The 22,477-nt window shown below is 67.3% G+C and carries 26 protein-coding genes, 1 pseudogene and 1 riboswitch; of the genes and pseudogenes, 12 read left to right on the forward strand and 15 right to left on the reverse strand.

Annotated elements, in window-relative coordinates; all coding sequences use genetic code 11:
- Position 1: 1 nt before the first annotated feature.
- From ABIB58_RS03475 to ABIB58_RS03500, 6 genes are all read right to left on the reverse strand, one after another.
- The gene (locus ABIB58_RS03475; protein ID WP_354039115.1) at positions 2 to 733 is read right to left on the reverse strand and encodes a TorF family putative porin; all 732 of its coding nucleotides are present in this window, start codon (positions 731 to 733) and stop codon (positions 2 to 4) included.
- Complete coding sequence (locus tag ABIB58_RS03480; RefSeq protein ID WP_153923133.1) at positions 726 to 881, reverse strand: hypothetical protein; 156 nt, start codon at positions 879 to 881, stop codon at positions 726 to 728. The genes ABIB58_RS03475 and ABIB58_RS03480 overlap by 8 nt, the downstream gene beginning before the upstream one ends.
- A complete protein-coding gene (gene kdpB, locus ABIB58_RS03485) occupies positions 881 to 2,947 on the reverse strand; it encodes a potassium-transporting ATPase subunit KdpB (protein WP_354039117.1) in 2,067 nt (688 codons plus the stop codon). The genes ABIB58_RS03480 and kdpB overlap by 1 nt, the downstream gene beginning before the upstream one ends.
- 18 nt (positions 2,948 to 2,965) lie before the next feature.
- A complete protein-coding gene (gene kdpA, locus ABIB58_RS03490; protein ID WP_354039119.1) occupies positions 2,966 to 4,675 on the reverse strand; it encodes a potassium-transporting ATPase subunit KdpA in 1,710 nt (569 codons plus the stop codon).
- An 18-nt stretch (positions 4,676 to 4,693) separates the two neighbouring features.
- Positions 4,694 to 4,783 (reverse strand): potassium-transporting ATPase subunit F, encoded by a 90-nt coding sequence (locus ABIB58_RS03495; protein ID WP_105625212.1) that lies wholly within the window; start codon positions 4,781 to 4,783, stop codon positions 4,694 to 4,696.
- A 351-nt stretch (positions 4,784 to 5,134) separates the two neighbouring features.
- On the reverse strand, positions 5,135 to 5,497 hold the full coding sequence (locus ABIB58_RS03500; protein ID WP_039244144.1) for a hypothetical protein: 363 nt from the start codon (positions 5,495 to 5,497) through the stop codon (positions 5,135 to 5,137).
- 228 nt (positions 5,498 to 5,725) lie between these two features.
- Between ABIB58_RS03500 and ABIB58_RS03505 the strand changes: the two genes are divergently transcribed.
- The 3 genes and pseudogenes from ABIB58_RS03505 to ABIB58_RS03515 all read left to right on the forward strand — a co-directional run bounded on the left by ABIB58_RS03505 (position 5,726) and on the right by ABIB58_RS03515 (position 8,195).
- Positions 5,726 to 6,061 (forward strand): hypothetical protein, encoded by a 336-nt coding sequence (locus ABIB58_RS03505; RefSeq protein ID WP_055806585.1) that lies wholly within the window; start codon positions 5,726 to 5,728, stop codon positions 6,059 to 6,061.
- Positions 6,061 to 6,741: pseudogene (locus tag ABIB58_RS03510) on the forward strand (response regulator transcription factor). Before ABIB58_RS03505 ends, ABIB58_RS03510 begins: the two are co-directional and overlap by 1 nt.
- Entirely contained in the window at positions 6,738 to 8,195 is a 1,458-nt protein-coding gene (locus tag ABIB58_RS03515; RefSeq protein WP_354039123.1) for a sensor histidine kinase, read from the forward strand. Before ABIB58_RS03510 ends, ABIB58_RS03515 begins: the two are co-directional and overlap by 4 nt.
- Here ABIB58_RS03515 and ABIB58_RS03520 read toward each other — a convergent pair.
- Positions 8,192 to 8,878, reverse strand: coding sequence for a Crp/Fnr family transcriptional regulator (locus ABIB58_RS03520; protein WP_039244474.1), 687 nt, complete (start codon positions 8,876 to 8,878; stop codon positions 8,192 to 8,194). The two genes, ABIB58_RS03515 and ABIB58_RS03520, sit on opposite strands and share 4 nt — an antisense overlap.
- A 137-nt stretch (positions 8,879 to 9,015) precedes the next feature.
- On the reverse strand, positions 9,016 to 9,198 hold the full coding sequence (locus ABIB58_RS03525; protein WP_045811576.1) for a hypothetical protein: 183 nt from the start codon (positions 9,196 to 9,198) through the stop codon (positions 9,016 to 9,018).
- Between the two features lie 131 nt (positions 9,199 to 9,329).
- On the opposite strand from ABIB58_RS03525, the gene ABIB58_RS03530 reads away from it, so the two are divergent.
- Positions 9,330 to 10,187 (forward strand): DUF1206 domain-containing protein, encoded by an 858-nt coding sequence (locus ABIB58_RS03530; RefSeq protein ID WP_045811577.1) that lies wholly within the window; start codon positions 9,330 to 9,332, stop codon positions 10,185 to 10,187.
- 67 nt (positions 10,188 to 10,254) lie between these two features.
- Positions 10,255 to 10,935: a DsbA family oxidoreductase gene (locus ABIB58_RS03535; RefSeq protein ID WP_045811578.1), complete on the forward strand. Its 681-nt coding sequence runs from the start codon at positions 10,255 to 10,257 to the stop codon at positions 10,933 to 10,935.
- Between the two features lie 87 nt (positions 10,936 to 11,022).
- Here ABIB58_RS03535 and ABIB58_RS03540 read toward each other — a convergent pair whose 3' ends face one another.
- From ABIB58_RS03540 to ABIB58_RS03550, 3 genes are all read right to left on the reverse strand, one after another.
- Positions 11,023 to 11,913, reverse strand: a complete 891-nt coding sequence (locus tag ABIB58_RS03540) for a hypothetical protein (RefSeq protein ID WP_354039127.1) — start codon at positions 11,911 to 11,913, stop codon at positions 11,023 to 11,025.
- Positions 11,914 to 12,299: 386 nt separating this feature from the next.
- The gene (locus ABIB58_RS03545) at positions 12,300 to 12,476 is read right to left on the reverse strand and encodes a hypothetical protein (RefSeq protein ID WP_157076466.1); all 177 of its coding nucleotides are present in this window, start codon (positions 12,474 to 12,476) and stop codon (positions 12,300 to 12,302) included.
- Complete coding sequence (locus ABIB58_RS03550) at positions 12,473 to 12,982, reverse strand: ATPase (protein WP_354039129.1); 510 nt, start codon at positions 12,980 to 12,982, stop codon at positions 12,473 to 12,475. Before ABIB58_RS03550 ends, ABIB58_RS03545 begins: the two co-directional genes overlap by 4 nt.
- A 58-nt stretch (positions 12,983 to 13,040) precedes the next feature.
- Here ABIB58_RS03550 and tcmP point away from each other — a divergent pair, with 58 nt between their 5' ends.
- The gene (gene tcmP / locus ABIB58_RS03555) at positions 13,041 to 13,916 is read left to right on the forward strand and encodes a three-Cys-motif partner protein TcmP (protein ID WP_354039131.1); all 876 of its coding nucleotides are present in this window, start codon (positions 13,041 to 13,043) and stop codon (positions 13,914 to 13,916) included.
- Here tcmP and ABIB58_RS03560 read toward each other — a convergent pair.
- Together ABIB58_RS03560 and thiC are read right to left on the reverse strand one after the other, a co-directional pair.
- The gene (locus tag ABIB58_RS03560; protein ID WP_354039133.1) at positions 13,899 to 14,648 is read right to left on the reverse strand and encodes a DUF5131 family protein; all 750 of its coding nucleotides are present in this window, start codon (positions 14,646 to 14,648) and stop codon (positions 13,899 to 13,901) included. The two genes, tcmP and ABIB58_RS03560, sit on opposite strands and share 18 nt — an antisense overlap.
- 80 nt (positions 14,649 to 14,728) lie before the next feature.
- Positions 14,729 to 16,558, reverse strand: coding sequence for a phosphomethylpyrimidine synthase ThiC (gene thiC / locus ABIB58_RS03565; protein WP_354039549.1), 1,830 nt, complete (start codon positions 16,556 to 16,558; stop codon positions 14,729 to 14,731).
- A 141-nt stretch (positions 16,559 to 16,699) separates the two neighbouring features.
- Positions 16,700 to 16,809, reverse strand: a riboswitch (TPP riboswitch).
- A gap of 133 nt (positions 16,810 to 16,942) precedes the next feature.
- Here thiC and ABIB58_RS03570 point away from each other — a divergent pair.
- Positions 16,943 to 17,350, forward strand: a complete 408-nt coding sequence (locus ABIB58_RS03570) for a BLUF domain-containing protein (RefSeq protein WP_045809679.1) — start codon at positions 16,943 to 16,945, stop codon at positions 17,348 to 17,350.
- Positions 17,351 to 17,357: 7 nt separating this feature from the next.
- Here ABIB58_RS03570 and ABIB58_RS03575 read toward each other — a convergent pair whose 3' ends face one another.
- Together ABIB58_RS03575 and ABIB58_RS03580 are read right to left on the reverse strand one after the other, a co-directional pair.
- Positions 17,358 to 17,735 carry a hypothetical protein gene (locus tag ABIB58_RS03575; protein ID WP_354039135.1) on the reverse strand — a complete coding sequence of 126 codons (378 nt, stop codon included), beginning with the start codon at positions 17,733 to 17,735 and terminating at the stop codon, positions 17,358 to 17,360.
- A 4-nt stretch (positions 17,736 to 17,739) separates the two neighbouring features.
- A complete protein-coding gene (locus ABIB58_RS03580; RefSeq protein WP_354039137.1) occupies positions 17,740 to 18,591 on the reverse strand; it encodes a TIGR02587 family membrane protein in 852 nt (283 codons plus the stop codon).
- 90 nt (positions 18,592 to 18,681) lie between these two features.
- Between ABIB58_RS03580 and ABIB58_RS03585 the strand changes: the two genes are divergently transcribed.
- From ABIB58_RS03585 to cuyB, 5 genes are all read left to right on the forward strand, one after another.
- Positions 18,682 to 19,212, forward strand: a complete 531-nt coding sequence (locus ABIB58_RS03585; RefSeq protein WP_354039139.1) for a hypothetical protein — start codon at positions 18,682 to 18,684, stop codon at positions 19,210 to 19,212.
- A 95-nt stretch (positions 19,213 to 19,307) separates the two neighbouring features.
- Positions 19,308 to 20,306 carry a D-cysteate sulfo-lyase gene (cuyA, locus tag ABIB58_RS03590; RefSeq protein WP_354039141.1) on the forward strand — a complete coding sequence of 333 codons (999 nt, stop codon included), beginning with the start codon at positions 19,308 to 19,310 and terminating at the stop codon, positions 20,304 to 20,306.
- Between the two features lie 12 nt (positions 20,307 to 20,318).
- On the forward strand, positions 20,319 to 20,579 hold the full coding sequence (locus ABIB58_RS03595) for a DUF3253 domain-containing protein (protein ID WP_354039143.1): 261 nt from the start codon (positions 20,319 to 20,321) through the stop codon (positions 20,577 to 20,579).
- A complete protein-coding gene (gene chrA / locus ABIB58_RS03600; protein ID WP_354039145.1) occupies positions 20,576 to 21,781 on the forward strand; it encodes a chromate efflux transporter in 1,206 nt (401 codons plus the stop codon). The genes ABIB58_RS03595 and chrA overlap by 4 nt, the downstream gene beginning before the upstream one ends.
- Positions 21,778 to 22,455: a cysteate racemase gene (gene cuyB, locus ABIB58_RS03605; protein ID WP_354039147.1), complete on the forward strand. Its 678-nt coding sequence runs from the start codon at positions 21,778 to 21,780 to the stop codon at positions 22,453 to 22,455. Before chrA ends, cuyB begins: the two co-directional genes overlap by 4 nt.
- Positions 22,456 to 22,477 lie beyond the last annotated feature (22 nt).

Below are 22,477 nucleotides of genomic sequence, written 5' to 3' on the forward strand. Positions count from 1 at the left end.
CTCAGAAGGTCGCCTTCAGCGTGGCTACGGCGCGTGCGCCGTAGATGTCGCCGAAGTCGTGTTGGTCGGTGTCGTGATAGCGCAGGTCCAGCGCCAAATTGTCGGTGAGCTGATAGGCCGCGCCCAGGTTCCAGGTGGTGTAGTCCAGGTCCGACGACACCCACTGACGCCCGACGGCGCCCGAGACAGTCCATTTGTCGGCCGGGCTGACCGCGCCGTTGACCTCGGCATAGGTCGCCTCGTCCTCGGCCGCGCCGAAGAAGTCGGGCGAATAGTAGACGGCGGCGCCCAGGGTGGCCGGACCGACGGCGCGTGAGGCGGCGGCTTTGAACTCGACATAATCATAGTCGGCGCCGTCCGGCTGACCGGCGTAGAGATAGCCGATCACGCCGAAGTCCAGCGCATAGCCGGCGACCTCGGGCCGATAGCCGGCATACAGATCGACCTCGGCGTCCGTGTCGTCGCCGAAATCGACGTTGGAGGCCCAGCCGCCAGCGTAGAAGCCGTTCCTGGTCAGATCGACGCCGGCCGAAAGGGCGGGGTTTTCCTGGGTCTGGCTGACCCCGCGGAAGACGTAGTCGGAGGTGACGGCGACGTTGGCCGAAACGGTTGGGGCCGACACGTCCTGGGCCTTGGCTTCGCTGCATAGGCCGAGACCGGCGAGGCCGACGATACAGGCGGCGGCGAACCAGGCGTCGTTGCGGCCCGAGGCCTTGGAGAAGGATTTACGCATTGGATTTCTCTATTCGAACAGGATGAATGGCCATGGGATTGGAGCGGGTGCGCGGGTCGGTCTGCTGCAGCGTCGCCACGCCCCACATCACGGCGATGACCAGCACCGCCACGACGAGTTGCAGGATGCGAGAGACCTCCCGACGCATCACGCCAGACCCAGGCCGGAGATGAGCAGGTCGATCAGCTTGATGCCGACGAACGGGGCGATCAGGCCGCCCAGGCCGTAGATCAGCAGGTTGCGACCCAGAAGCGCGCCGGCTCCGATGGCCCGGTATTTGACGCCCTTCAGCGCCAGCGGGATCAGGGCGACGATGACAAGGGCGTTGAAGATCACCGCCGACAGGATGGCGCTCTCGGGGCTGTGCAGACGCATGACGTTCAGCGCGCCGAGCGACGGCAGGGCCACCACGAACATCGCCGGGATGATGGCGAAATATTTGGCCACGTCGTTGGCGACCGAGAAGGTCGTCAGGGCGCCGCGCGTGATCAGCAGTTGCTTGCCGACCTCGACGATCTCGATGACCTTGGTCGGGTCGCTGTCCAGATCGACCATGTTGCCGGCCTCGCGCGCGGCCTGGGCGCCGGTCTGCATGGCCACGCCGACATCGGCCTGGGCCAGGGCAGGGGCGTCGTTGGCGCCGTCGCCGCACATGGCGACCAGACGACCCTTGGCCTGTTCGGCCTTGATCAGGCGCATTTTGTCCTCAGGCGTGGCCTCGGCGAGGTAGTCGTCAACCCCGGCTTCCGAAGCGATGGCGGCGGCCGTCACCGGATTGTCGCCGGTGATCATGACGGTGCGCAGACCCATCCGGCGCAGGTCGGCGAAGCGCGCCTTTACGCCCGGCTTGACCACGTCTTTCAGGTGGATGACGCCGACCAGGACGCCGTTCTGGGTCACGGCCAGGGGCGTGCCGCCCGAGCGGGCGATCCGGTCCACGGCCTGGCGGAACTCGACCGGGGCCGAACCGTCGATCAGGTTCAGATCCTTTAGCACCGCATCGACCGCGCCCTTCCTCCAGCTGTCCTTGCCGACGTCCAGGCCCGACTGGCGGGTGACGGCGGTGAAGGGAATGGCGACGGCGCCGGCGGGCTGATCGACCGAGACGCCGGCGTTGCGACCCAGCTCGACGATGGAGCGGCCCTCCGGCGTCTCGTCGGCGAGCGACGCCATGACGGCGGCGGCCAGGGCGGCCTCGGGGCGCACGCCGGGAACCGGGATGACCTCGGTCGCCATGCGGTTGCCGAAGGTGATGGTGCCGGTCTTGTCGAGCAGCAGGGTGTCGACGTCGCCTGCCGCCTCCACGGCACGGCCCGAGGTGGCCAGTACGTTCACCTTCAGCAACCGGTCCATGCCGGCGATGCCGACGGCGGACAGCAGACCCCCGATCGTGGTCGGGATCAGGGTGATGAACAGGGCGCCCAGCACCATCGGATCCAGATCGACGCCGGAATAGGCGCCCAGGCCCACCAGGGTCACGACCGCGATCAGGAAGATCAGGGTCAGGCCGGCCAGCAGCACGGCCAGGGCCAGCTCATTCGGCGTTTTCCTGCGATCCGCGCCCTCGACCATGGCGATCATGCGATCGAGGAAGGTCGAGCCGGGCTTGGCGGTGATGCGCACCTTGATCCAGTCCGAAACCACTGTGGTGCCGCCGGTGACAGCCGATCGGTCGCCGCCGCTTTCGCGGATCACCGGGGCGCTCTCGCCGGTGATGGCGGCCTCGTTGACCGAGGCGACGCCCTCGACGATCTCGCCGTCCGAGGCGATCACGTCGCCGGCCTCGACCAGGATGATCGATCCGACTTCAAGCTCCGAGGCGTTGGTCGGGACCACGCTGCCGGTCTTCGGATCGACGATCAGCTTGGCCTTGGTGGTGACGCGGGTGGCGCGCAAGGAATCGGCCGCCGCCTTGCCCCGCCCTTCGGCGATGCTTTCGGCGACATTGGCGAACAGGACCGTGGCCCACAGCCACAGCGCCAGCTGCACCGCAAAGCCCGCCGACTGACCGCCGGCGATGGCCGCCGCCGCCGAGAGCGTGGACAGAAGCGCCACGATCCAGGTGGTGAAGATGACTGGGTTGTTGATCAACCTGACGGGGTTCAGCTTGACGAAGGCGTCGCCGACCGCGCGTCCGATCACCTGTCCCGAGAGGCCGCCCGCGAGAGGCGACGCACGGCCGCCCTCGCGCGGATCCAGAGTTATTTGTGTCATGTCAGGATGTCCGAAGGATCAGGCGCCGGCGACCGCGGCAAGCACCTGGAAGTGCTCGACGATCGGTCCCAGGGCGAGGGCGGGCAGGAACTGGAGGCCGCCGAGGATGAGGATCACGCCGATCAACAGGCCGATAAACAGGCCATTGTCGGTCGGCAGGGTGCCGGGGCTGGGCGCCAGCTTGGGCTTGGCCACCAGACTGCCGGCGATGGCCAGGACGGCGACGGCCGGAATGAACCGCCCGAACAGCATCCCCAGACCCAGGGTCGTGTTCCACCAGGGGGCGTTGGCGGTCAGGCCCGCAAAGGCCGAGCCGTTGTTCGCCGCCGCCGAGGTGTAGGCGTAGAGGATTTCCGACAGGCCGTGCGGCCCCTTGTTCAGCAGGCCCGCCAGCGCCGTCGGGAAGACGGCCGACACGGCGGTGAAGCCCAGGATGGCCAGCGGCAGGATCAGCACCGCGATCATGGCGAACTGGATCTCGCGCGCCTCGATCTTCTTGCCCAGATACTCGGGCGTGCGCCCGACCATCAGGCCGGCGACGAAGACCGACAGCAGGGCCATGACGACCATGATGGCGATGCCCGATCCGATCCCGCCGGGCAGGATCTCGCCCAGTTGCATCAGGAACATCTGCAAGCCGCCGCCCAAGGGCATGAAGCTGGCGTGCATGGCGTTGACCGAGCCGTTAGAGGCGCCGGTGGTGACCACGGACCAGACGGTCGAGGCGGGGGCGCCGAAGCGGACCTCCTTGCCCTCCATGTTTACCGAGGCGTCGACCTGGGCCGCGACCAGGGCGGGGGCCGGCTGGGTCTCGATCACATACATGGCCGCGCTGGCGGCGCTCAGCAGGATCAGGGCGGCCGCCGCCAGGGCGCGGATGTCGCGTCCCGCCATGGCGGTGCGGCCGAAGGCGAAGAAGGCCGCCCAGCCCATGACGTTGATCGCCACGGCGGTCAGCAGATTGGTGATGGCGTTCGGGTTCTCGAACGGATGGGCGCCGTTGACGTTGAAGACGCCGCCGCCGTTGATGCCCAGCTGTTTGATCGCCACCTGGCTGGCCGCCGGGAACAGCGGCAAGGTCTGGGATCCGCCCTCGACGCCGGTCGCCGTCACATGGGCCGCCAGGCTCTGGACGATGCCGAGACCCGAAAGGGCCACGGCCAGGATCAGGGCGGCGGGCAGCAGGACGTACAGGGTCGTGCGTGTCAGATCGGCCCAGAAGTTGCCGACGCCCTCGCCGCGATTGGCGACGAAGGCGCGCGCCAGGGCCGCCGCGATCGTCGCGCCCGTCGCCGCCGAGACGAAGTTCTGCACCGTCAGCCCGACCATCTGGGTGAAGGTCGACAGGGTCGCCTCACCGCCATAGCTCTGCCAGTTGGTGTTGGTCACGAAGCTGACGGCGGTGTTGAAGGCCAGATGCGGCGACACGCCGGCGAACCCTTGCGGGTTCAGCGGCAGCACGCCCTGCAGACGCAGGATCGCATACAGCAGGACAAAGCCCGCCAGGTTGAAGGCCAACAGGGCGCCGGCGTATCCCAGCCAGCCCTGGCTGCGTTTCGGATCGACGCCGGCGGCGCCGTAGAAGACGGCCTCGACCGGCTTCAGCACCGGATCCAGCCAGGTCCGCTCGCCGTTCCAGACGCGCGACATATAAACGCCGATGGGCCAGCCGAGCATTACGGCCAGCCCAAGGGTCAGGGCGATCTCGCCCCATCCTTGCATGTTCATGAAATCCGTCCCGGTTCCTCAGAACCGCTCGGGCCGCAGCAGGGCCGCGACCATATAAACGGCGACGACCAGCGCCCCCGCCCCCCAGAGCATGGCGATCATCGTCATACCCGCTTCAACGCTGTGGCCAGCAAGGCGAAGACGGCGAACGCCCCCGCACCCACCGCCAGAAAAATCACATCGGCCAATCCGGCCTCCTCGCTCAAGTTCGAGCGGGAACAGACCACCGGGCGGCATAATGGCGCGATGCGAGTCCGGGCCGCCGACCTAAAGGATTCATAAAAACAGAGAAGCTGGGTCGGTCGCAGCGCGGGCGACGTGTGAAGGGCCGGCGGGCGGACTTTCTAATGCAAGGACGCGCTTGAGGATGCGCCGCGCAGCGTCCGGCCGTGGAGCTGCAGATCAAACAAGAAAAGCGCGGCCTTGCGGCCGCGCTTCCAACTGTCTTTGTCGAGATGATCAGCCGCGACGGTTGTCGTAATCGCGGCGTTCGTAGCGGATCTGGGCCGAGAGGCGGTCGAAGCGACGGTCCAGGTCCTGGCGCTCCCAGGCGGTCAGGCCGCCGCGGCGGTAGTTGGCCTCCAGGCGCAGCAGGCTGTTGAACTCTCCGCGCAGACGGGTGGCTTCGCGGCGGCTCAGTTGGCCGTTGCGGACGCCCTGATCGATGCGGCGATCCAGGTTGGCCTGGCGGGCGTTGATCGACTGCCACGAGCCATAGCTGGCGTGATGGGGCGGGGCCGGGCGGTGGTAGGACTGGGCGAAGGACGGCGCGGCGACCGAGGCGGCGGCCAGGGCGATGGCGGGGACGATGAGCTTGCGCATGGCGATCTCCTCAAATGTTCTGCCGGTCGGGGTGACCAGCGATGAGGCGATTTGAGCACCCGGCGACTGAGCCGGTTCTGAACAGGATCGATCAGGTTCGGTTCATCTGGATGAAAAAGACGTCACACCGCCGTCTTCGGATTTGGTCTGCGGTTTGGAGCAGCGTTCGCTTTAAACTATACGACGTATTCAGCGCCCGTTCAGATGATCGGGACTAGATCGGTCGCCATGTTTCGTAAACCCGCCCCTCTCCTGATCGCCCCTCCGGCCTTGGCTCTGGCTCTCGGTCTGGCCTTTGCGCCCGTCATGACGACGTCGGCGCAGGCCCAGTCGCGCGACCAGGATCAGCGCTCGCAGGACCGTGGTCCGCGCGTCAGTCCTGACGAGGCCCGTCGTCGTGGCGGCGAGGCCGGCGGCGGTCGCCCGATCGACACCCAACCGCGCCGCGACGGCAACTATTCCGTCCTGGTCGAACGCGACGGTCGCGTGCGCGAGGTCGTGGTCGACGGCCAGACCGGACAGGCGCGTCCCGACAACAACAATCAACGTCGCAGGCCGAACTGATGCGCGTGCTTCTGGTCGAGGACGACGCGGATTTGTCGCGTCAGCTTAAGGCGGCGCTGGGCGACGCGGGCTATGCCGTGGACCATGCGCCGGACGGCGAGGAAGCCCATTACCTGGGCGAGAACGAACCCTATGACGTCATCGTCTTGGATCTCGGCCTGCCCAAGATCGACGGCGTGTCGGTGCTGGAGCGCTGGCGGCGCTAGGGCAAGACGACGCCGGTCCTGATCCTGACGGCGCGCGGCGCCTGGTCGGACAAGGTGGCGGGTTTCGACGCCGGCGCCGACGACTATCTGACCAAGCCCTTCCACACCGAAGAGCTGCTGGCGCGTCTGCGGGCGCTGCTGCGCCGCTCGGCGGGCATCGCCTCGGCGACCCTGTCGTGCGGCGGCTTGCGGCTAGATCCTCGCGCGGCGCGGGCCAGCGTCAATGGCGAGCCCCTGCGCCTGACCTCGCTGGAATACCGGCTGCTGCACTACATGATGATGCATCAGGGCCGCGTCATCAGCCGCACGGAACTGGTCGAACACCTTTACGATCAGGACTTCGACCGCGATTCCAACACCATCGAGGTGTTCATCGGCCGGGTGCGCAAGAAGGTCGGATCGGACCGGATCGAGACCGTGCGGGGCCTCGGCTATCGGCTGACGCCGCTGGCGGGCGAATCCGACCCGGCGTGACCGAGGCGACGGCTTCGAAACCCAACGCCGACGGGCTCCACGACTGGGGTCGCTGGTTCGGTCGCCCCGGTCGCTCCCTGACGCGCCGGCTGATCTGGCTGGCCTCGGCCTGGATCCTGGTCGCTCTGGTCATTTCAGCGCTGGTGCTGACCCAGGCGTTTCAGGAATCCGCCCTGCGGCGTCTGGGTGCCATGCTGAACGAGACGATCGACGAGATCGTGGTCGGCGCCAGTCGCACGCCGCAAGGCGAAGCCATTCCGCAGATCCAGGACGCCAGAACCCTGCGTCTGCTCTCGGGCAAATACTGGCAGATCATGGAGGTTCGCCCTGACGGACGGCTGGTCAGCCTGGCGCGTTCGACCTCGCTGTGGCGCTATGACCTGGCCCTGCCCGCCGATCTGCCCGCGCGTCTGGATGCGGCCTTCGGCGACGTCATCACCTTCAACACCACCGGGCCCAAGGACGACGCCGAGACGCGCGAACCGCTGCGCGTCGCCGCCAGCATGAAGTCCATTCCCCGGCACGAACATCCGGTCATCTTCATCGCCGCGCTGGATCGCTCCGACGTCGATGCGGACACGCGCCAGTTCGCAGGTGTGACCTGGATCGCCTTCCTGATCCTGGGGCTGGGACTGGTATCGGCGGTCTTTATCCAGGTGCGGATCGGCCTGCGCCCCCTTTTCGACCTGCGCAACGAGATCGCGGACGTGCGCAAGGGTAAGTCCGCCCGGATCGGCCGCTCCTATCCTCAGGAAATCCAGCCGCTGGCCGAGCAGGTCAATCGCCTGTTGGACCACAATCAGGAGGTCGTGGATCGCCAGCGCACCCACGTCGGCAATCTGGCCCATGCGCTGAAGACGCCGATCTCGGTCATGCTGGCCGAGGCGGGGACGAGCGAGGGCGATCTGCCCGAACTGGTGCGTCACCAGACCAAGATCATGCAGGGTCAGGTCGACCACCACCTGCGCCGCGCCCGCGCCGCTGCGCGCGCCGCCCACGGTCTGGGCGAGACGACGCCCGTCGCCGAGGTGCTGGACGAGCTGGCCGTGATGATCGAGCAGGTGTTCCGCGACAAGAACGTCGAGATCGACTGGCGTGCGCCCGACAGCCTGTCCTTCCTGGGCGAGCGTCAGGATTTGCAGGAAATCCTGGGCAATCTGATCGAGAACGCCGCCAAATTCTCCAGGCGACGGGTGCGCGTCTCGGCGGGCGGCAGCGGGTTGGGTCAGATGATCCTGGTGGTCGAGGACGACGGCGCGGGCCTGCCGGCGGATCAGCGCGACACGGTCATGCAACGTGGCGCGCGGCTGGACGAGAGCGCGCCGGGTTCGGGCCTGGGCCTGTCGATCGTGGACGACCTGACGCGCGCCTATGGCGGGCGGCTGATGCTGTCGGACAGCGACATGGGCGGGCTGAAGGCGGTTCTCGAACTGCCGGCCGCCCAGGTCGACTAGGGCTGCAGGTCGTCGCCCCGGCGGTAGCATTCGCACGCCGCCCGCTCCAAGGCCGCCCGATCCAGCACCGTGATCCGACCGCGCGAATAGGCGATGGCGCCCGCCTTCTGAAGCCCCTGCGCCGCCTCGTTCACCGTGGTCCGCTGCGAGCCCAGCATGGAGGCCAGATACTCCTGCGTCAGGTTCAGAGTGTCGCCCTCGACCCGGTCGTGGCAGCGCAGCAGCCATTTGGCGAACCGCTGCCCGGCATGATGCAGGGCGTTGCAAGCGGCCGACTGCTCCAACTCGCCCTGAAGCCGCGCCATGTAGTCGGCGACGGCGTCGCGCACGCCCGGCCGTTGGGCCGACAGGGCGCGGAACTTGGCGGCGTCCACCCGGCGCGCCGTCCCGGCGACCTGAGCCACGCTGCGGGTGTGGGCATGGTGCGGCACCACCGAGGCGACGACGCCCAGCACGCCTTCGCGCCCGATCATGACGGTCTCCACGGTCCGGCCGTCTTCCAGCACCGCGACCGACGAGCAGAAGCCGCTGTCGATGAAATGCAGGTGTTCGATGGCGTCGTCAGGCTCGCTGAACACATGGCCGGGCGCGAATTCCACCGGCGTGGCTATGGCGAGGAGAGCGTCGCGATCGTCGGGGTTCATCCCTTGGATCAAGCGGTTGCCGGACGAAAGGCGGTTCATGAGTTCGCGCATAAGGCGATCTGAGCGTGGCGTCTGTCGAATCTCGACACAGCGTTGCTATATATCACGCGGCTTTCTGGGGAAAAGTCGTGTCTTTACCGCGTTGTGTACGCGATCGGGCAAAGCGCGACGGGGGCTCAGCGGGTGACGCGGCCGACCAGACGGCCGGCCTCCAGCACCTCGACGCCCGTGCAGGAGGCGTGACGCGACAGTTGAGACCGCGCGGCTTCCAGCGCCGCCGCATCGTCGGCGCCGTCGAAGAAGTCGAGCATCGGACGGCGATCCGCCTCGTCGAAGAAATGGAACTCGTAGATGTTCAAGCGAACGGCTCCCCAAGGGCGCGAACCCTAACCTTATACGCCCGCCGGCGTCTGTCGGATGTCGACACAGGGTCGAAGCGGAGCCTTTGCCTTGGCCGGCGCGTTGAGGGCGTCCTGACGTGGGAGACATCATGAACGCCGCCAAGACCCTTCGCCTGCCGCGGCTGGCGACCCTGATCGAATGGGCGGCGCGGGTCGGCTATGGGGCGCGGGGCTTCGTTTACCTGTCGGCCGGGGCGCTGACCCTGCTGGCGGCGACGGACCGGATCGGCGATGCGGTGGGGACCAGCGGGGCGGCGGGCTGGCTGGCCGAGCAGCCGTTCGGCAAGGTCTGGCTGGTGCTGCTGGGAGTGGGCCTGTGGGCCTTCGTCGGCTGGCGGGTGTTGCAGGCGGTGTTCGATGCGGATCACGAGGGCAGCGACCTGAAGGGCTGGACGACGCGAGCGGGCCAGGCGGTCAGCGGCCTGTTCTACGGCGTGCTGGCGTCGGGGGTGTTCGAATATCTGGACGAGTTCGGCGAGGCGACGAATGCCTCGACGGCCCAGGCTGAAAGCGTGGCCGAGAACCAGGAGAAGGCGGCCATGCTGCTGGGGATGCCGTTCGGAGAAGTGCTGCTGATCGGGGCGGGGCTGGTGGTGCTGGGCGTCGGCGTCGGCAATATCGTCAGGGCCATTCGCGACGACTTCGACGACGCCCTGGCCTGTCCCAAGGCCTTCTGCGGCACGGCGACGGCGCTGGCGCGGGCGGGCTATGCGGCGCGGGGGTTCGCCTATCTGCCGCTGGGCGTGTTTGTGGTTCTGGCGGGGCTGCATGCGCGCTCGGGCGAGGTGACGACGACGGCGGCGGCGCTGGACGCGCTGGAGGCCCAGCCGGGCGGATCGTGGATCCTGGGGCTGACGGCGGCGGGGCTGATGGCCTTCGGCGCCTTCGCCTTCGTGGAGGCGCGCTGGCGCCGCATTCGTCCGCCCCGGGATTTGAGCCTGGGCTAGGCCTTGCCGGTCGGCGCAGCGTCGCCATATCCGGAAAGCAACACCCGCTGTTCCAGAAGGCCGCGCCATGAACGCTCCGCTCAAGACCCTGAAGATCGACTTCGTCTCCGACGTCGTCTGCCCCTGGTGCGTGGTGGGGCTGGGCGGGCTGGACACGGCGCTGGACGCGCTGAGGGACGAAGGGATCGCGGCCGACATCGCCTTTCAGCCGTTTGAGCTGAACCCCCAGATCGCGCCCGAGGGCGAGAACATCGTCGAACACATCGGCCGCAAATACGGCGCGAGCCCTGAGCAGTCCGCCGCCAACCGAGCCATGATCCGCGAGCGGGCCGGCGAGGTGGGCTTCGACATGCGCATGACCGACGACAGCCGCATCTGGAACACCTTCGACGCCCACCGGCTGCTGCACTGGGCGCATGAGACGGGGCCCGGCCAAGGAATCAAAGATGCTCAGAAGGCGCTGAAACAGGCGCTGTTCACCGCCCACTTCACCGAGAACCGCAATCTGACCGACGCCGGGGTCCTGACCACCGCCGCCGAAAAGGCCGGGCTGGACCGGGCCGAGGCGGGCGAGGTGCTGGCCTCGGGCCGCTACGCCCAGGCCGTGCGCCAGGCCGAGGACCTGTGGCGCGCACGCGGCATCACCTCGGTCCCGGCCGTGGTGGTCGAGGGCAAATATCTGATCTCGGGCGGCCAGCCGGCCTCGGTGTTCGAAGAGGCCCTGCGCAAGATCGCGTCTGAGGTGTGAGGGGGGTGAGTGGTGAGTGGTGATTGGTGAATGGGCGTGCCTCTTTTCACGAGTCACCACTCACGATTCACCATTCACGACCCACCTTCAGCCCGGCGGTTCGGCTTTAGACGCCGCCCCCGCAAAAACACCGTCTATTTCGTCTAATTCGTCTGATCTCGGGGCCGGTTTCAGGTCGTCGAGCGCCTTGAGGCGGGCCATCAGGGCGTCGCGGCCGGCGTAGTCGCCGCGTTTGAGGGCGCAGGCTTCGCGGGCGATCTGGCCGACCTGTTCGGCGACGGCGGCGGCGCGCTCGCCCAGGTCGGGTTCCTTGGGCTGGGCCGGGGGCGGCGCCGGCGGCTTCGGCGGGGGCGCAGACGAAGGTGCGGGCGAGGCGGCCGCCATCCGGGTCAGGTCGGCGTGCAGCCGCACCCAGCGCGCGGCCTCCAGCGCGCGCCCGGCCTGAAGCGCCCGGTTCAGCCGCACCAGGGCGTGGGCCGCCATGGCGCCATAGTCGGGCAGACCCTCGGCCGTCTCGGCCTCCAGATCGATGGGCTCGCGCAGCGGATCGGGCTGATCCTCGCGCCGCCAGCCTTCGTCCCTGGCGCGGGCGCGAAAGGTGCTGACCGCCATGCCATAGACGGCGCTGACCTCCTCGGCCGTGGACCCGGCCAGATAGGCCGTGCCCGCCGCCTCCCACGCCTCTTTCGACAGGCGGCGATAGGCCCGGTTCTGCACCCGGTCGGCTGCGCGCGCGGCGGGGTCCGAGGTGACCAGATCGGGCAGCCGCAACAGATGCATCGGCAGGCCGTGCGCGCGCCAGAAGGCCGCCTCGGCCTCGGGCGAGGAATCGTGATGCAGGGCGTCGCGATACGTCTGCTCCAGACCCGCCTCGCGCAGGATGCGGATCTGATCCAGCGCCTGCTGGGTCATCGCATCGTAAAACGGATCGCGCGGCCCCTCGAACCCGCCGTCGTCATAGCTGTGGTCGTCGTCCATCCCATCCCCGGCCTGTCGCCCGCGCCCGACACAGGACGCGCCGCCAATCTAAGGCCGCGCCGAGGCGTGATAGGATAGAGGGCGTCGATTTCGCGAAAGGCGAGGGATTTCAACGGCCGGGGCAGGGACGTCGTGCATAGGTAGGGCGGCTAGCTGTGCATTCCCTTCCTGTCGTCATCCTCCGGTCGGATGCTTTTCTTTCGTCATTCCGGGCGAACCCTCGCGAAAGCGAGGGGAGACCCGGAACCCAGCGGCGCCGAAGGCGATCTGTTCACGCAGGATGTGGGGCGTCAGTGTCCGCGACAGGGTCGCGCTCGCGCGCGCCGCTGGGTCCCCCGGTATGCGCCGCGAAGACGCGGCTTGCCGGAGGACGACGAAAGAAGAGATCAGGCCCGCTTCTTCGGCGCAGGCGCGGCGTCGGCGGCGGTGACCAGATGCCCCTTCCAGCCGGGAGGCGGCAGGAACTTGCCGGACTGCTCCTCGCGCGTGCCGTGCTTCGCCATCTCGGCGGCGCGGCGAGCGGCCTTCAGCGCGGTTTCGTGGTCGATCAGCATCTTGTTCATCGCGGTCCCCAATCTAGCAGATCGAGACCGTCGTCGCCATTGGCGTAGATCTTCCAGGCATCGACGGCGGGCTTGTAGGTCGTTTCGAGATACTCGGCGCTGAGCAGGAAGCGGCGGCGCAGGGTGTCCTCGGGAATGCCATGTCCCCCGCGCGCGACCCGGCGCGCGACGCGTGCAACCGAATAGTCGGCGTTGGGCAGGCGTAGATAGACCAGCTCCACCCGATAGCCGAGCGCCCGCCAATGGCGAATGCGCACGGCGTGCGAAAGTGTCGCCAGAGTGGTCTCAAGGATCACGTCCGCCCCGGCGCGCGTCAGCGCGTCCAGCCGCTCCAAAACCAGACGCCCCGCCGCCAGATCGCGTGCCGGGCCGTCGCCGGTCAGTCCGCGCGCGACTTCATCCGGGTTGACGAACTGAAATGCCTCCGTCCGCTCCCGCAGGAAGCCGTTGATGAAGGTGGTCTTGCCGGCGCCGTTCGGCCCGGCAAGGAGGACGAGGGTGGGCATCTGTTGCACATCTTGGCGTTGTGGGGCTGAATGCGACTCTTCACGAGGGGTGAGAAGCTTGTCAGAAATTGGCGAACACGAATTCGGCAGTCTATCGACGAGCCTGAAGCTTTCGATGGTGCAGGGATATCTGCAATCCTACGCCACGCTGATGCGGAGCAAAAACTTCAAGCTTTGGTACATCGACGCATTTGCGGGGACGGGTGAGATCACCAAACGCATTGCAGAAGAGGTCACCCTAGTTGGCCACACCCCTGAGTCATTGGATCGTCGCAAGGGGTCAGCGCAGATTGCTATAGATATAAATCCACCATTCGACCGCCTGATATTTATGGAGCAGAAGCCAAAACATGTAGCTGCGCTCGAAGCCCTAAAGGCAAAATATCCAGATAGAGATATAGCGGTCCATAGGGGTGATGCGAACGACCTCTTGAAGCTCGCTGAAGATTGGTATGGCTGGAAGAGCACCCGTGCTGTGGTGTTTTTAGATCCATATCGTCTTCAAGTGGATTGGGCGACATTGGAGGCAATCGCCCGCACCAAGGCAATGGACATCTGGTATCTGGTGTCGCTGTCTGGTCTTTATCGTCAAGCTACGAAAAATCCGTCTGACCTTTGTGAGGTCAAGAGGGCTTCACTCACTCGCTTCCTGGGCACCGACGCTTGGGAGCAGGCTTGGTATAATTCGAAGGCTCATCGAGACTTATTTGGCGATGAAGTCGTCGAGACAAAGCGCACAAGCGATCTTGCCGTTTTGGAAGATTTTGTATCTGCGCGCTTCAAGACGATCTTCCCTAGAGTTGCTGGTCCCAAGCGACTCTACAACGATCAGGGAGCTCCAATGTTTTCGCTATTTTTCTTGATGGCGAATCCAAGCCCGGCCGCATGGAACGCAGCTAAGCCGATAGTCGAACATTTACTGAAGGCTGGGTAGTTCATCCCATGTTTGCCCCAGGTAGGTTCGACCCGCCGTCTTTTTGTTCTTTCCGCCCCATTGTTTAAAGAAGAACGCGGTGCCAGCTGTCCGGCAGCGAAGGCGAATTTCGTCCACCCAAATCTGGTTCATTGGGCGCGCTCTAGGGCCTGACTCACCGCCGACGATAGCCCAATGGATGTCTGTCAGATCTGCATTAGCCACTGATCCAATCAGGGGTTCGAAGGACACGAACCGAATGATGGCGGGTGTGGCTCGCAGATCATCTAGACGATGTAGAACTGCGGAATCCTCGACGCTGGTGCCGAGCCAAACATGTTCAAGCGCAGGCAGACCTAAAGTCGTCAAAACCTCGCGCATCCGTTCGGGCCGCTTCGTGAGGATCTGGTAGGTGTGTTGCGGCGTCCGCTCCATGACCGACCAAACGCGCGCAATAAACTCTGCCGGAACGTCGGCGTGGAATAGATCCGACATCGAGTTGACGAAAATCTTGCGCGGTTTCCTCCACTTCAGCGGAATGTCGAGCGAGGCCTCATCCAGCCGGACTTTCCCTGTCCAGATGTAGCGTTGACCGCTCTTTCGCGTCAGTCCCTCATACTTTGGCACACGCATAGCCTCCAGCCGCGCGGCCATGCGCATGGCATAGCAATTCGTGCATCCAGGAGAGATGATGAGACAGCCCGCGACCGGATTCCAGGTCGCGTCTGTCCATTCGATGCTAGTCTCGGCCATGAGAACAAACCATGAACTAATTGCGTTTGAATCGCAACCGTCGCTGGTTTTTGGTTAACCGACTGACTCCAAGCGGTGCATTACACTTTCACCTCCACCACCCCGCCACTGGCGCGGAACTTCGCGCTCATCTCCGCCATGCCGGCTTCGGCTTCCGACAGGGAGGCGCCGGCGTCGTTTTGGGCGGCGGCGGCGTCGCGGATGTCCTGGCTGATCTTCATCGAGCAGAACTTGGGGCCGCACATGGAGCAGAAGTGGGCGGTCTTGTGCGCCTCCTTGGGCAGGGTGGCGTCGTGGTATTTGCGGGCGGTTTCGGGGTCCAGACCCAGGTTGAACTGATCCTCCCAGCGGAACTCGAACCGGGCGCGTGACAGGGCGTCGTCGTGCAGGCGGGCGGCGGGGTGGCCCTTGGCCAGGTCGGCGGCGTGGGCGGCGATCTTGTAGGTGATGACGCCGTCCTTGACGTCCTGACGATCCGGCAGGCCCAGATGCTCCTTGGGCGTGACGTAGCAGAGCATGGCCGTGCCGAACCAGCCGATCATGGCCGCGCCGATCGCGGATGTGATGTGGTCATAGCCGGGCGCGATGTCGGTGGTCAGGGGCCCGAGCGTATAGAAGGGCGCCTCGTGGCAGTGCTTCAGCTGCTCGTCCATATTCTGTTTGATCTTGTGCATCGGCACGTGGCCGGGGCCCTCGATCATGACCTGGCAGCCCTTGGCCCAGGCGATCTTGGTCAGTTCGCCCAGGGTGCGCAACTCAGCGAACTGGGCCTCGTCATTGGCGTCGGCGATGGAGCCGGGGCGCAGGCCGTCGCCCAGGCTGAATGACACATCATAGGCGCGCATGATGTCGCAGATGTCCTCGAAATGCTCGTAGAGGAAGCTCTCCTTGTGGTGGGCCAGGCACCATTTGGCCATGATGGAGCCGCCGCGTGAGACGATGCCCGTCACCCGCTTGGCCGTCATCGGCACGAAGGGCAGGCGCACGCCCGCGTGGATGGTGAAATAGTCCACGCCCTGTTCGGCCTGTTCGATCAGGGTGTCGCGGAACACCTCCCACGTCAGATCCTCGGCGACGCCGCCCACCTTCTCCAGCGCCTGATAGATGGGGACGGTGCCGATGGGGACAGAGCTGTTGCGGATGATCCAGTCGCGGATGTTGTGGATGTTGCGGCCCGTCGACAGGTCCATGACGTTGTCGGCGCCCCAGCGGGTGGCCCAGACCAGCTTGTCGACCTCGTCGTCGACGCTGGAGAGGACGGCGGAGTTGCCGATGTTCGCATTGATCTTCACCAGGAAGTTGCGGCCGATGATCATCGGCTCGACCTCGGGGTGGTTGATGTTGTGCGGGATGATGGCGCGGCCGCGCGCGATCTCTTGCCGGACGAACTCGGGCGTCACGAAGTCGGGGATGGCGGCGCCGAAGTCCTCGCCGTCGCGGATGCAGGGGTTGTTCTGCTCGCGGCGCAGGTTCTCGCGGATGGCGACATATTCCATCTCGGGCGTGATGACGCCGGCCTTGGCGTATTCGTACTGGGTGACCGGGCGGCCCTCGACGCCCTTGAAGACGCGGTGGTGGGAGGTGTCGAAGCGCGGGGCCAGGTGGCGGCCCGACGCATGGCCGTTGTCCTCGGGCTTGACCTCGCGCGGATTGGCGACCGGGGCGATGTCGCCGCGATCCCGCTGCCAGCTGGATTTGACGTGGGGCAGGCCGCGCTTGATGTCGATGGTCACGGTCGGGTCGGTGTAGGGGCCCGAAGAGTCATAGATGGTCACCGGCGGCTCGTTGGCCGAGGGGTGGACGGCGACCTCGCGGAAGGGGACTCGGATGTCGGGATAGAGTTCGCCGGCGACATAGACCTTGCGGCTGCCCGCCCGTTCGCCGGTCGGGATGGTCCCGGTCTCCTTCATCACCTGTTCGCGCGCGTCCTTGAGGGCGAGCTCGATGTTTGGCTCTTCGGGCAGGGCGGGGGGCGTGACTTGGATGTTCATGGCGGCCTCAAACGGTTTGAGGTCCGCCGACGTCGGGCGCGAGGGGTCCTGTGACGTCAGGACCGATAGCGTTACTCATCCCTTCGCCGGCATGACCCGGATCAGGTTCGACGGGTCAGAGGAGAAACCTCAATCTCAGCCGCTCGATTGCGACCCCCCGGAGAACGCATGCAGGCTAACCCGCGTCGCGACGGATGTCGAGTTGTCCGGCGCCACACATAAGTCGTTGTAGGCGCGGCGGATTTATTGGGCTATGCGCAACGCCTGGGCCGGGCGCCGGCGTCGGCGGAGTGAAACGAGGATATGAGCCTGAACCTGGAACGCGTCCTCTACACCAGCCGCGCGCGGGGCAATTCGGACAGCTTGCTGATGCAGGTGGACATCCTGGCCACGTCGCAGCGGAACAATGCGCGCGACGAGCTGACCGGGGCGCTGCTGATCCACGACGGACGGTTCCTGCAGGTGCTGGAGGGCGCCGCGCAGGATCTGGACCGGCTGATGACGCGGCTGGCGGGCGATCCGCGCCATGACGAGGTGGTGGTGATCGAGCGCAAGCCGATCCCGGCGCGCGGCTTTTCCGGCTGGGCCATGGCCAGCGTGCGCGTGACTCCGGCGCTGGAGGAGACGCTTCGGGCCACGGTGGACGGCGCCGGCGCGCCCCAGCAGACGGTCGAGCGGATGCAGGACGCAGTGCTGGCCCAGGCGGCCTGAACGCCCCCTAGGGCGCCGACCAGCCCTTGACCGAGACGGCCGCTGCGCGCGGATCGGCGTCGAAGCGGAGGTAGGCCTTGGCGTGGCCGTGGCCGGGGACGTAGTCCAGGCTGGCGGTCGCCGTCTGGTCGCCCAGCACCCCTTCGATATCCACGGCGGCGGCGGTGTCGTCGCCGTCGTTCTGGACCCGGACAGTCGCGACCTGACCTGCGGCCGTGACGTCTACGGCGACGATGCGAGCGCTGAGCGCGGGCGGGGCCGTGGGCTGCAGCGCCTCCCACACCACGATGCCGATGGCGGTCAGGGTGATGACGGCGCCGAGCAAGGCCATGCCCCATTGCAACAGAGGGCGGGTCGATGCGGCGGGCTTGTTCTTCGTGGGCATGGGGTCAGACCAACAGACGGGCGGCGGCGGCGCCGATGGCGGCGGGGAAGCCCAGGACGACCATGGTCTGGACCACGCCGGCGACGGCATGGCCGTCGGTGCGGCCGAACAGGAACAGGGTGAACAGGCTGACGGCCAGGGCGATGGCGTAGCCGGGCAGGGTGAAATGCAGGAAGGCCTTGATCGGATGATCGGCCTCTTCCTGACCGGCGAAGCCCGCCTTGAAGACGATCAGGTGGAGCAGAAGGACGGAGACGGCGATCAGGGCCAGGATGTGGGCGGGCGTCGCCTTGTAGGCGATCAGGATCATCTCCTCGGTCGGGGCCACGTTCAGGGCGAAGAACAGGGCGCCGGCCGCCATCAGGAACAGTTCGCCGAAATAGGAGGCCTGATCCTCATCCGTATCGCCCCCGCCATCGCCGCTGAGTTGACGCCGGGCCAGAAGCGCGCCCATGGCGCCGGGAATGGCCTGAAGCGCGACCATGCCCAGGCCTTCGCGCGGCGGCGCGTCCCATTCGACGACGCCGAACAGGATCAGCAGCACCGAGGCGGTGATGAAGCCGACAGCCAGGGCCACGGCGGTGTCCAGCGCATCGTTGACCGGGCCGCGTCGCTTGGAGAAGCCGGCGTAATAGGCCAGGCCGTAGAGCAGCGGCAGGCCGGCGACGATGAAGGTCAACAGCCGCCAGCGGTCCATGATCACGCCCTGCGCCCACATCTCCATCGTCATCAACAGCGGGATGTTGAACACCAGGGCGCCGGCGAAGGCGCGGCCCAGATCGCGGACATAGGCGCGCTCGCGTTGCAGATCCAAAGGCGGCGCGGCGGCGGTCATGCGGCGGCAACGCTTGGACATCGGCTTTGGCTCCGGGCCGCTTGTCGAACGGCGTTCAGGCGGCGTTCATTCGCAGCCAAGCTTAGTCGCGTCATCGAGGGAGAGGGGACGATGAAACAGATCAAGACGACCGCCATCCTGGCGGTCATGGCGTGCGCGGGATTGACGGCCTGCGCCTCGGTGGAGGTCGGCGGCGAGCCGATGGCCCTGTCGCCCGTCATGGCCGAACAGGCACGGATCGGCAGCGTCACGACCACGACCGGCTGGCTGGATGCCGAGGACGACTTCGCAGACACCTTCAACGACGAGGTGCTGAACGAAATGGGGCTGTGCGCCGGCGGCCGGCATCGGCTGAACCTGAACATCCATGTCGAGGCGCTGAGCCGGGCGCCGCGCCTGGCCATTCTGGCCGGCGATCGCGCCGAACACCGGATGCGGGCGACCGCCGAATTGCGCGACCCGGCGCAGGGCGGTCAGGTGGTCGGGCGTTATCCGCTGGTCGTGACGGTGGATGCGGGGGCCGGGGTGCTGGACGCCCTGATTGACCGGCAGGCGGTCACGTCCCACGCCTTCGCGCAAGCTCTGTGCGACGCCGCCTTCGTCGCGCCGACGCGTGTGGCCGAGGCCGGCGCGCCGGGCTGAGGCCGAGGGCGGGGCGAAGGGGCGGGCGGCCTGGGTCTGGCGCTTTTGAATGTCACGGGCGCGGGCTATCAAGACGGCGAACAGGAAATCGTCCCATGCATCTCGCCCGTTTCGCCCGCATCCGCCTGGCCCATCTGCCGACGCCGCTGGAGCCGCTGCCCCGGTTGTCGGAAGAGTTGAGTCTGGATCTGTGGATCAAGCGCGACGACTGCACCGGCCTGGCCGGCGGCGGCAACAAGACCCGCAAGCTGGAGTTCCTGCTGGGTGCGGCGTTCGAAGCGGATGCCGACACCCTGGTGACGCAAGGGGCGGTGCAGTCAAACCATGTGCGCCAGACCGCGGCGGCGGCGGCCGCGCATGGTCTGGCCTGCGAGATCATTCTGGAAGAGCGGACGGGGTCCAGGGCGACGGACTATGTCGGCAACGGCAATGTGCTGCTGGACCGGCTGTTCGGCGCAACCCTGCGCACCGTGCCGGGCGGGACGGACATGGTCGCCGAGCTTGAGAAGACGGCGGCCGAGGTGCGGGCGCGGGGCGGCAAGCCCTATGTCATTCCCGGCGGCGGATCGAACCCTGTCGGGGCGCTGGGTTATGTCGATTGCGCGCGCGAGATCGTGGTTCAGGCCGATGAGATGGATCTGGAGGTCCACCGCATCGTGACGGCGACGGGCAGCGCGGGCACCCATGCGGGCCTGGTCGCCGGGCTGGCGGTCATGGGGGCGGACATTCCCGTGCTGGGCATCGGGGTGCGGGCGCCCAAGGACAGGCAGGAGGCGAACGTCTTCAAACTGGCCGAGGAGACGGCCGCCCTGCTGGGCCAGCCGGGCCGGGTGACGCGCGAGATGGTCGTCGCCGACTGCGACTATGTCGGCGACGGCTATGGCCTGATCGACCAGGGGGTGATCGACGCCCTGACCCTGGCCGCGCGTCTGGACGGGATCGTGCTGGACCCGGTCTATTCCGGCAAGGCGATGAAGGGGCTGATCGCCCTGGCGCGCGCCGGCCGGTTCAAGGGTGAGACGGTGGTGTTCCTGCACACTGGTGGAGCGCAGGGGCTGTTCGGCTATCAGACCGAGATCGAAGGGGCGCTGTAGAGGCCGCGCGTCATGGACCTGCGCGAGGCGACGCTGGCGCTGCTGGCCGCCCGGGCCGAGGACGCCACCGTCTGCCCCAGCGAGGTCGCGAGGGTGGTCGCGGGCGAAGACGGCGCGTGGCGCGTGGCGATGCCTGACGTTCACGCCGCGGTGGACGCCCTGGTGGATGAGGGCGCGGTGCGACTGAGCTGGAAGGGGCGGCCGCTGGCGATGCGTGCGGGGCCCTATCGGATCGCGCGGGCTCGAGGCGGTGAAGACGGGGGCGGCGGGTGACGGGGCGCGATATCGAACCCGTCCCGCCCGCGCTGTCTTTGGCGGCGGTGTTTCTGCGGTTCTTGCGGTTCGGGCTGCTGGCGTTTGGCGGGCCGGTGGCGCAGATCGCGATGATCCGGCGCGAGCTGGTCGATCAGGACCGTTGGATGTCCAGCGCGCGGTTCAACCGGCTGCTGGCGGTGTTGCAGGTCCTGCCGGGGCCGGAGGCGCACGAGCTGTGCGTCCATATGGGCATGCGGGCGCGGGGGCGGATCGGCGGTCTGCTGGCGGGCTTGGGGTTCATGCTGCCGGGGCTGATCCTGATGCTGGGGATCGGCTGGGCCTATGTGGCGCTGTCGCCGGTCGTGAGCCTGCTGGCCGGGGCGTTTCTGGGGGTTCAGGCGGCGGTGGTCGCCGTGATCATGCGCGCCGTCTGCAAGATCGGATCGCATATTGTGGAGGATCGCTGGCTGTGGGCCATCGCTGTCGTCGGCTTTGCGGCGACCCTGGCCGGGGCGGCCTTCTGGATCGTGCTGGCGGCGGGCGGGGCGGCCTATCTTCTGGTCCGGGCCGGGCGGGTCGGCCTGGCGGGCGGGGTCGTGGCGCTGGCGGTTCTTGCAGCCTTGGCGATGCACGGGCTGGGGGACGGCGGGCCGGTGTTCGGACAGACGGCGGGGCCGGCGGGCGACGGCGGCTGGGTCGCGATGTTCTGGACGGGGCTGAAGGCGGGGCTGCTGACGTTCGGCGGCGCCTATACCGCCATTCCCTATGTGCGCGCCGATACGGTGGGGCGCGGGCTGATCGACGATGGGGCGTTTCTGGACGGGATCGCCTTTGCGGGGGTGATCCCGGCGCCGCTGGTGATCTTTTGCACCTTCGTCGGCTTCGTGGTCGCGGGCTGGGGCGGGGCGCTGGCGATGACGGCCGGGGTGTTCGCGCCCGCCTTCGCCTTTTCGCTGATCTTCTATGAGCGGCTGGAGGCGGTGGTCGAGGACCGGCGGCTGCACGACGGTCTGGCCGGGGTCGCCGCCGCCGTCGTGGGAATCATCGCCGCGACCAGTGTCGAGCTGGGCTGGGCGACCCTGCAGCGGGCGCCGTCGATGGCGGTGGCCGTGGCGATCTTTACGGTCGCCCTGGTGGTGGCGTGGGCCTGGAAGAGCCGCTACGCCGTGCCGGCAGTTCTGGCCGCCGCTGCGGTCGCGGGATGGGGCGTGATGCGATGAGCAAGATTCTGGGCGTGATCGGCGGCATGGGACCGGCGGCGACGGTGGCGTTTCTGGCGCGGGTGCAGGCGCTGACGCCGGCCGAGGGCGACGCCGATCACATCCGGGTGGTGATGGACCTGAACCCCCAGGTGCCCGATCGCAACACGCGGCCGGGCGAGGCCGAGGCAGTGCTTGGGCAGATGGCCGAGGGGCTGGCGGCGGCCGGGGCCGAGGTGATCGCCATGCCCTGCAACACCGCCCATGCCCAGGCGGGAGCCATCCGCGCGGCGTGCGAGGCGAAGAGCCTGCGCTTCATCGACATGATCGCGGCGACGGCGGACGCGGCGGCGGCGTCAGGCGCCAAGTGGATCGGCGTGCTGGCGACGCCGGGGGGCGAGGGGCTTTATACCGAGGCGCTGGCGGCGCGCGGTGTTGACACTGTGCTCTTGGAGGGCGCGGACCGCGAGGCCTTCATGGCGCTGGTCTATGGGGTCAAGCGCGGCGATGTCGGCGAGGCGGCGCGGGAAGGGATGTTGCGGCTGGCTCAGACCCTGGCGGACGCGGGCGCACACGGGCTGATCGCCGGCTGCACGGAGGTGCCGCTGCTGTTGAGGGCCGAAGATGCGCCGGTCCCCCTTACGGATTCGGCCGAGGTGTTGGCCCAGGCGTGCGTGACGGCGTGTCGGGTCTGAGGCGCGGTTGCGGCTTGCTCCG

It is taken from the genome of Brevundimonas sp. UYEF29 (assembly GCF_040546195.1).
GTDB classification, from domain to species: Bacteria; Pseudomonadota; Alphaproteobacteria; order Caulobacterales; family Caulobacteraceae; genus Brevundimonas; species Brevundimonas huaxiensis.

Excerpts from the sequence above, each read along its gene's own strand:
- ABIB58_RS03575 (WP_354039135.1), bottom strand. The coding sequence starts at position 17,735 with ATGCCCACGAAGAACAAGCCCGCCGCATCGACCCGCCCTCTGTTGCAA.
- ABIB58_RS03550 (WP_354039129.1), bottom strand. The coding sequence starts at position 12,982 with ATGCCCACCCTCGTCCTCCTTGCCGGGCCGAACGGCGCCGGCAAGACC.
- kdpA (WP_354039119.1), bottom strand. The coding sequence starts at position 4,675 with ATGAACATGCAAGGATGGGGCGAGATCGCCCTGACCCTTGGGCTGGCC.
- ABIB58_RS03585 (WP_354039139.1), top strand. The coding sequence starts at position 18,682 with ATGAAACAGATCAAGACGACCGCCATCCTGGCGGTCATGGCGTGCGCG.
- ABIB58_RS03475 (WP_354039115.1), bottom strand. The coding sequence starts at position 733 with ATGCGTAAATCCTTCTCCAAGGCCTCGGGCCGCAACGACGCCTGGTTC.
- ABIB58_RS03480 (WP_153923133.1), bottom strand. The coding sequence starts at position 881 with ATGCGTCGGGAGGTCTCTCGCATCCTGCAACTCGTCGTGGCGGTGCTG.
- ABIB58_RS03540 (WP_354039127.1), bottom strand. The coding sequence starts at position 11,913 with ATGGACGACGACCACAGCTATGACGACGGCGGGTTCGAGGGGCCGCGC.
- cuyA (WP_354039141.1), top strand. The coding sequence starts at position 19,308 with ATGCATCTCGCCCGTTTCGCCCGCATCCGCCTGGCCCATCTGCCGACG.
- ABIB58_RS03520 (WP_039244474.1), bottom strand. The coding sequence starts at position 8,878 with ATGAACCGCCTTTCGTCCGGCAACCGCTTGATCCAAGGGATGAACCCC.
- cuyB (WP_354039147.1), top strand. The coding sequence starts at position 21,778 with ATGAGCAAGATTCTGGGCGTGATCGGCGGCATGGGACCGGCGGCGACG.
- ABIB58_RS03580 (WP_354039137.1), bottom strand. The coding sequence starts at position 18,591 with ATGTCCAAGCGTTGCCGCCGCATGACCGCCGCCGCGCCGCCTTTGGAT.
- ABIB58_RS03545 (WP_157076466.1), bottom strand. The coding sequence starts at position 12,476 with ATGAACAAGATGCTGATCGACCACGAAACCGCGCTGAAGGCCGCTCGC.
- ABIB58_RS03560 (WP_354039133.1), bottom strand. The coding sequence starts at position 14,648 with ATGGCCGAGACTAGCATCGAATGGACAGACGCGACCTGGAATCCGGTC.
- kdpB (WP_354039117.1), bottom strand. The coding sequence starts at position 2,947 with ATGACACAAATAACTCTGGATCCGCGCGAGGGCGGCCGTGCGTCGCCT.
- ABIB58_RS03535 (WP_045811578.1), top strand. The coding sequence starts at position 10,255 with ATGAACGCTCCGCTCAAGACCCTGAAGATCGACTTCGTCTCCGACGTC.
- ABIB58_RS03505 (WP_055806585.1), top strand. The coding sequence starts at position 5,726 with ATGTTTCGTAAACCCGCCCCTCTCCTGATCGCCCCTCCGGCCTTGGCT.
- ABIB58_RS03595 (WP_354039143.1), top strand. The coding sequence starts at position 20,319 with ATGGACCTGCGCGAGGCGACGCTGGCGCTGCTGGCCGCCCGGGCCGAG.
- ABIB58_RS03500 (WP_039244144.1), bottom strand. The coding sequence starts at position 5,497 with ATGCGCAAGCTCATCGTCCCCGCCATCGCCCTGGCCGCCGCCTCGGTC.
- ABIB58_RS03530 (WP_045811577.1), top strand. The coding sequence starts at position 9,330 with ATGAACGCCGCCAAGACCCTTCGCCTGCCGCGGCTGGCGACCCTGATC.
- ABIB58_RS03570 (WP_045809679.1), top strand. The coding sequence starts at position 16,943 with ATGAGCCTGAACCTGGAACGCGTCCTCTACACCAGCCGCGCGCGGGGC.
- thiC (WP_354039549.1), bottom strand. The coding sequence starts at position 16,558 with ATGAAGGAGACCGGGACCATCCCGACCGGCGAACGGGCGGGCAGCCGC.
- ABIB58_RS03495 (WP_105625212.1), bottom strand. The coding sequence starts at position 4,783 with ATGACGATGATCGCCATGCTCTGGGGGGCGGGGGCGCTGGTCGTCGCC.